The sequence below is a fragment of the Jiangella muralis genome, from assembly GCF_001270745.1.
Classification (GTDB): Bacteria; Actinomycetota; Actinomycetes; order Jiangellales; family Jiangellaceae; genus Jiangella; species Jiangella muralis.
The window spans coordinates 21,679-28,420 of record NZ_LFXL01000057.1; the positions used below are offsets into that span (position 1 = coordinate 21,679).

Here is a 6,742-nt window from a genome sequence, read left to right on the forward strand (position 1 = left end):
AGGTTGAACGCCGAAATGGCAGGACACGACCGGTTGCGGCGGTTGCGCGCCGTTGACAGTCCGGAGCGCCCTCGCCTAGCGTGTGGGCAATCGATTTCTGCTGGTGGACACGTGATGGGAGTGGCTCGTGGCACGTATCGGCCTGCTGACGATCTCCGACGGACGCGACTTCGTGCACCGCGACATCGCGGACTGGGCGCGCTCCTCGGAGGACGCGATCGCCGCGGCGCTGGAGGGCGCCGGGCACGAGGTGACGCGGGCGCCCGAGCTGGTGTCGTCGAACGTGCTGGCCTCCAGCCAGGCCCGGCTGGTCGCCGAGGCGCGGCCCGACCTCACGATCTTCAACTACTCGGTGTGGGCATTCCCGCACTTCTCCATGCTCGCCGCCGACGCGACGCCGGGGCCGCTGGTGCTGCTGTCGAACATCGACCCGGTGCAGCCCGGCATGGTCGGCATGCTGGCGGCCGGCGGCTCGCTGGACCAGATCGGCCGGGTGCACGGCCGGGTCTGGGGCGACGTCGCCGACCCCGCGACGCTGGAGCGGCTGCTCGTCCACGTCCGCGCCGCCCAGGCCGTCGGCGGGCTGCGAGGGAGCACGTTCGGCCGGTTCGGCGGACGCCCTATGGGCATGTACACCGCCGTCGCCAACACCGACCAGTGGCTGTCGACGTTCGGCGTCGACGTCGAGGAGATCGACCAGTGGGAGATCGTCCGCCGGTCCGAGCTCGTGCCCGAATCGCGGGCGCGCGCCGGCCGGGAATGGCTCGAGAAGCACGCCAACGTCCACTACGACGGCAAGCAGCTGACGCCCGAGCTGCTGGAGCGGCAGATCCGCTCGTACCACGCGGTGCGTGAGCTGATCGACGAATGGAACCTCGACTTCTCCGGCATCAAGGGCCAGCCGGAGCTGACGACGCACTTCACCACCATGGACATCACCGAGGCGTTCCTCAACGACCCGTACGACTGGGAGGGCCCGAAGCCGACCCACGTCACCGCGACGGAGTCCGACATGGACGCCGCGCTGACCATGCAGATCCTCAAGCTGATCTCCGGCGACCCGGTGCTCTTCGCCGACGTCCGGCACTACCACGCCGACCGCGACATCTGGGACATGGCCAACTCCGGGCAGCACGCCACCTGGTACGCCGCCCGCAGCGACGACCCGGCGGAGAACCTGCGCCGCGTCCACCTGTACCCGGAGGTGTTCTTCTTCCCGGCCGGCGGCGCGTCCGTGCACCACATCGCGGCGCCCGGCGACGTGACGCTGGCCCGGCTGACGCGGTACAACGGCCGCTACCGTATGCAGGTCGTGCGCGGCGCGTTCGAGGACTACGGCGACGAGGTCAACGAGCAGCTGGCGCGGCAGTCGACGTTCGAGTGGCCGCACGCGTTCACCCGCATGGACGTCCCGGCCGACGAGTTCCTGTCCCGGTTCGGCGCGAACCACATCCACGCGGTGCCGGGCGATTACGTGGCCGAGTTGGAGCAGGTCTGCCGGCAGCTGGACGTCGACTTCCAGCGGCTGGGCGGGTAGGGCGTGCCGGCCGAGTTCGTCCTCGGGATCGACATCGGGACGGCCAGCAGCAAGGCCGTCCTGGCCTCGACCGGCGGTGACGTCGTCGCCGTCGAGGTGGTCGAGCACGACACCCAGCGGCCGCGGCCGGGCTGGGTCGAGCAGGACGCCGACGCCGTCTGGTGGTCCGACGTGTGCACGCTGAGCCGGCGGCTGATGCAGCGGTACCCCGCCGCGTCCGTGGGCGCGGTGTGCGTGAGCGGCATCGGGCCGACGGCGCTGGTGGCCGGCGCCGACGGCGTTCCGCTGCGGCCCGCCATCCTCTACGGCGTCGACACCCGCGCCGTCGGGCAGGCGGCCGCGTTGTCGGAGCGGCTGGGCGAGGACGAGATCCTGGCGCGGTGCGGGTCGCGGCTGTCGTCGCAGTCGGCCGGGCCGAAGCTGGCCTGGATCCGTGAGAACGAGCCGGACGTGTGGGCCCGGACCCGGTACTTCTTCATGGCCAACGGCTACGTCGTGTACCGGCTGACCGGCGAGTACGTCCTGGACCACCACTCGGCGAACCAGGCGCAGCCGCTGTACGACCGGCACCGCGGCGAGTGGATCGCGGACTGGGCCGACGCCGTCGCGCCCGGGCTGGCGCTGCCTTCGCTGCGCTGGCCGACCGACATCGCCGGTCACGTGACGGAGCACGCGGCGGCCGCGACCGGGCTGCGGGCCGGCACGCCGGTCGCCGTCGGCACCATCGACGCCTGGGCCGAGGCCGAGAGCGTCGACGTCCGGCGTCCCGGCGACGTGATGATCATGTACGGCTCGACGATGTTCTTCATCGCGGTGACGGCCGCGCCGGTCGCCCATCCGCAGCTGTGGGGCACCGCCGGCCAGCATCCGGGCGTGCACACACTGGCCGGCGGCATGGCCAGCTCGGGGTCGATCACCGGCTGGTTCCGCGACCTCACCGGCGGCCGGCCGTACCCGGAGCTGCTGGCGGAGGCGGCCGCGGTGCCGGCCGGAGCGGATGGGCTGCTGGCGCTGCCGTACTTCGACGGCGAGCGGACCCCGTTCGCCGACCCGGACGCGCGCGGCGTGCTGGCCGGGCTGTCGCTGCGCCACGGCGCCGGGCACGTCTACCGGGCGCTGCTGGAGGCGACCGCGTTCGGCGTGCGGCACAACCTGGCCGAGTTCGCCGCCGCCGGGGTCGCTGCCTCGCGGGTGGTCGCGGTGGGCGGCGGGACCAAGAGCGACCTGTGGACCGGCATCGTCAGCAGCGCCACCGGCGTGACGCAGGAGGTGCCCCCGGTGACGGTCGGCGCGGCGTACGGCGACGCGAAGTTCGCCGCGGTGGCGATCGGCGCCGCCTCCCGGGACGACCTCTGGAACGGCGGCGGCGCCACCGTCGCGCCCGACCCCGCCGACGCTGCCGTGTACGACCGGCTGTTCCCGCTGTACCGCGAACTGCACGAGCGGACGGCGGACGTGCAGCACGCGCTCGCCCGCGGCTGACGGCTGACGGCCGGCGGTGGGTGCAGTGCGCGTTCGCCCGCCGCTGACCAGGAGTGCACACCCCGCCCGGCTGGGAGGGCACCCACCCTACGGGCGGGCACCGACACACTCGCTTGCTTCCGGGGTCGAGTGTCGGAGCGGGCGGCTAGCCTCGGCGGATGATCCAGCACGACGACGACGTGCCCGAGGAGATCGTCGAGGCGCTGCGCGAGATCTGCATGGGGCTGCCCGACGCCTATGAGGAGCAGGCGTGGGTGGGCACCCGCTGGCGGGTTCGCGGGCGGACGTTCGCGCACGTGCTGACCGTCGTGCCCGACGCCGAGGCGCCGTATGCCCGGGTGGTCGGCGCCGACGAGGAGGTGACGGTGCTCACGTTCCGCGCGCCGGCGGAAGAGCTGGACGCGTTGGTCGCGGGCGGGCCGCCGTTCTTCCGGGCCCGCTGGGGCCGCGACGTCGTCGTGCTCGCGCTGGTCGACGACATCGACTGGACCGAGATCGCCGAGCTGATGACGGAGAGCTACTGCACGCTGGCGCCGAAGAAACTGGTGGCGCTGGTGCGCCGTCCGTCGTGAGGATGGGCGGCATGAACAACGTCACCACGCCGCACGTCGCCGTCGTCACCGGAGCCAACGCCGGCATCGGCGCCGCCACCGCCGTCGCGCTGGCTCGGATCGGCGTGTCCGTGCTGGCCGCCTACTTCCGGCCGGGCCACGCCGAGGGGCAGGAGGAGGCGTACAACCGGGCCCGCGCCGCCGACGCCACCGAGGTGGTCGCCGCGGTCGAGGCGGCGGGCGCCCGCGCGCATGCCGTCGAGGCCGACCTCACCGACCCGGCCGTGCCGGCCCGGCTGTTCGACCTCGCCGAGCGGCACCTCGGGCCGGTCGACGTCCTCGTCAACAACGCCAGCGGGTGGGTCCAGGACACCTTCGCGCCGGCCGCGACCGACCGGTTCGGCCGGCCGATGACGCAGGTCAGCGAGCGGACGTTCCGGCAGCAGTTCGGGGTCGACGCCATGGCGCCGGCGCTGCTGATCGCCGAGTTCGCCCGCCGCCACGTGGCTCGCGGCGGCACCTGGGGACGCATCGTCGGGCTGACGTCGGGCGGCCAGCACGGCTTCCCCGAGGAAGTGTCCTACGGCGCGGCCAAGGCGGCGCAGGAGAACTACACGATGTCCGCGTCGGTCGAGCTGGCGCCGTACGGCGTCACCGCCAACATCGTCTATCCGCCGGTCACCGACACCGGCTGGGTCACCGACGACGTCCGCGCCGCCGTCGCCGCCAGTCGCGAGCACAGCCACGTCGCCACACCCGAGGAGGTGGCCGAGGTGATCGCCTGGGTCGTCTCCGACCAGGCGAAGCTGCTCACCGGCAGCGTGGTGCGGCTGCGCTGAGGGGTGTCTCCCGGGTCAGCTCTCCGAGCGGCCGGTGCGCCAGTAGCCCATGAACGAGACGGCGCCCTTGTCGATGCCGCGCTCGCGCACCAGGTGCCGGCGGATCGTCTTGACGGCGCCGGCCTCGCCCGCGATCCACGCGTAGGCGCTGCTGCCGGCCGCCGCGGCGACCTCCCACAGCACCTCGAGGTCGATGTCGACGGTGTCGACGGCGCTCGCGTCCAGCGCGGCGGCCCGGGCACCCCGGCCGAACTCCGCCGCGCACACCGCGTCGACCAGCAGCTCGCCGTTGGCCGCGACGGTGCCGTCGGGGCGGCGGCGGGACAGCCAGGTGATCTCGGCCTGGTCGGGCGCCAGCAGCGGCAGCACGTCGCCGCCGTCGGGGACCTCCAGGAACACCTGCACGCGCGCGCCGGGATCGAGCGTGCCCCTCAGCCGCTCGAGGATGCCGCACACCGCGGGGACCGCCGTCTCGTCGCCGGCGATCAGCACGTCGCTGACGTCGACCGGCGGGTTCCATTCGTGGCCCTGGCAGTCCGCGCCGTAGAGCCGGTTCGGGCCGATCAGCGCGACCTCCTGGCCGATGACGGCGCGGGCGGCCCACGCCGAGGCCGGGCCGGCGTCGCCGTGCAGGGCGAAGTCGACGTCGACCTCGCGCTGCGCCGGGCGGACGGCGCGGATCGTGTACGTGCGCAGCGCGCCGCGGACCTCCGGGTCCATGGCCCGGTAGCGCGCGAACCAGTCGCCGTCACCGGCGTCCGGCAGGGCCTGGCCGGCCTTCGGCAGGTAGAGCTTGATGCGCTGGTCGGGGCCGTCGTGACCGAACTCGTCGAGGTCGCCGCCGGTGAAGGTGATGCGCAGGAAGCACGGCGTGAGGTGCTGGACGCGCGCGACGGTCACCCGGAACGGGCGCCAGGACGGCACGTCTGCGGCGCGCCGGACGGCACGCTCGGTGGTCGCGATGGTCATCGAGTCCCCGTGTGAAGGTTGCTTCGCCTTACTTAGGGGAGGCTAACCGATGAGTTCCTTGATCGCACCTCCGGCCCCCGAACTCTTCGTCAGTCGCGCGCCCCGGCCGGGTTCGGATCGTCGCCCGGGTAGGTGCCGTGGCCCTCGCGCACGCGGTCGCCGTCGAAGATCAGCACCTCGTTGACCAGCACGTCCTTCTGGTTCCGGTAGGTGATGACGAGCGCCGAGACGCCCGCGTAGACCGCCTCCACGGCGAACCGCAGGTCGGGGATCTGCCGCAGCCCTTCGGTCCAGTAGCGGCGCAACTCCTCTTTGCCGCGCAGCACGCCGCCGGTCTCCGGCAGCACCCGCGCCGCCACCGGCGACGTGAACACGACGTCGTCGTGGAAGTGCCGCAGCACCGCCTCGACGTCGTGGGCGTTCCAGGCGGCCAGCCAGTCGCGGGCGAAGGCCCGTGGTTCGGGAGTCGTCATGCCCGCGATCGTCTCACCGACAGCGTCGTTACCCTGATTCGGTGCTGACCTCCTCGCTCGTCGAGCTGCCCGATCACGCCACGCTGGTGGCGGCGAGCGGGGGACACCCCGTCGTGCGCTGGGATCACCACCAGGGCGGCTTCCAACGCGCGTGGTCGCTGGGCGGCGCCGCCGGCTGGACGGTGCAGGGCCGGCGCGGGCCGGCGCTGGCGGCCGTCGGCTCCGCCGTCGAGGCCGGACGGCTGGTGACGGCCGTGCTGGAGCTGGTTCCGGTGCCGCGGGTCTCGATCCCCGTCGACGCGGTGCCGTACGTCGGCGCCGCACTCGGCGAGGGCAACGACTGGGACTGGTTCTGGACGACGGACGCGCCGACGCCGCGCCCGGGCGAGCAGGCGGTGCGCCCGCTCGGCCCCGCCGACGACGCCGACCTGCGCGAGCTGCTGCGGGTGTCGTCGCCGCGGACGTCGGCGCAGCCCGGCGACCCGAACCACGTGCGCACGTGGTTCGGTCTGCGCGACGCGTCCGGCGCACTGGTGGCGTGCGCCGCCAAGCGCGACCAGGCGCCGGGCGTGTGGCACCTGCAGGCGATCGCCACCCACCCCGCCCACCGCGGCCGTGGCTACGGCGCCGACGTCACCGCCGCCGTCACGCGCGCCGGTCTGGTCGCCGGTGCGCGGGCGGTCACGCTCGGCATGTACGCCGACAACGACGTCGCCCGCCGCATGTACGAGCGCCTCGGCTTCCGGGTCGGCCAGACGTTCGCCACCCGCGCCGTCGTCCCACCCCGTTGATCTTGGAGTAGCCGCGGTATCAAAGGGGCATACCGGAGGCGGCGTCCAGCGGTGTAAGCAACGGTTCATGCTGCTGCCGGTTTGGCGAGCAGCTCGGCCA

7 protein-coding genes are annotated in these 6,742 nt (G+C 73.4%); 5 read left to right on the forward strand and 2 right to left on the reverse strand.

Going from position 1 to position 6,742, the window contains the following annotated elements:
* The first annotated feature begins 127 nt into the window (after positions 1-127).
* The 4 genes from ACW62_RS31535 to ACW62_RS31550 all read left to right on the forward strand — a co-directional run bounded on the left by ACW62_RS31535 (position 128) and on the right by ACW62_RS31550 (position 4,409).
* A complete protein-coding gene (locus tag ACW62_RS31535) occupies positions 128-1,537 on the forward strand; it encodes an L-fucose/L-arabinose isomerase family protein (RefSeq protein ID WP_053208100.1) in 1,410 nt (469 codons plus the stop codon).
* Between the two features lie 3 nt (positions 1,538-1,540).
* On the forward strand, positions 1,541-3,019 hold the full coding sequence (locus ACW62_RS31540) for an FGGY-family carbohydrate kinase (protein ID WP_053208101.1): 1,479 nt from the start codon (positions 1,541-1,543) through the stop codon (positions 3,017-3,019).
* Positions 3,020-3,177: 158 nt separating this feature from the next.
* Entirely contained in the window at positions 3,178-3,591 is a 414-nt protein-coding gene (locus ACW62_RS31545; protein ID WP_053208102.1) for an MmcQ/YjbR family DNA-binding protein, read from the forward strand.
* Between the two features lie 11 nt (positions 3,592-3,602).
* A complete protein-coding gene (locus ACW62_RS31550) occupies positions 3,603-4,409 on the forward strand; it encodes an SDR family NAD(P)-dependent oxidoreductase (protein WP_053208108.1) in 807 nt (268 codons plus the stop codon).
* A gap of 15 nt (positions 4,410-4,424) precedes the next feature.
* Here the strand turns inward: ACW62_RS31550 and ACW62_RS31555 are convergent, their stop codons facing one another.
* Both ACW62_RS31555 and ACW62_RS31560 read right to left on the reverse strand, forming a co-directional pair.
* Positions 4,425-5,378: a siderophore-interacting protein gene (locus ACW62_RS31555; protein WP_053208103.1), complete on the reverse strand. Its 954-nt coding sequence runs from the start codon at positions 5,376-5,378 to the stop codon at positions 4,425-4,427.
* An 89-nt stretch (positions 5,379-5,467) separates the two neighbouring features.
* On the reverse strand, positions 5,468-5,851 hold the full coding sequence (locus ACW62_RS31560) for a nuclear transport factor 2 family protein (protein WP_053208104.1): 384 nt from the start codon (positions 5,849-5,851) through the stop codon (positions 5,468-5,470).
* 41 nt (positions 5,852-5,892) lie between these two features.
* Here ACW62_RS31560 and ACW62_RS31565 point away from each other — a divergent pair, with 41 nt between their 5' ends.
* Positions 5,893-6,642 carry a GNAT family N-acetyltransferase gene (locus ACW62_RS31565; protein WP_053208105.1) on the forward strand — a complete coding sequence of 250 codons (750 nt, stop codon included), beginning with the start codon at positions 5,893-5,895 and terminating at the stop codon, positions 6,640-6,642.
* The last annotated feature ends 100 nt before the right edge of the window (positions 6,643-6,742 follow it).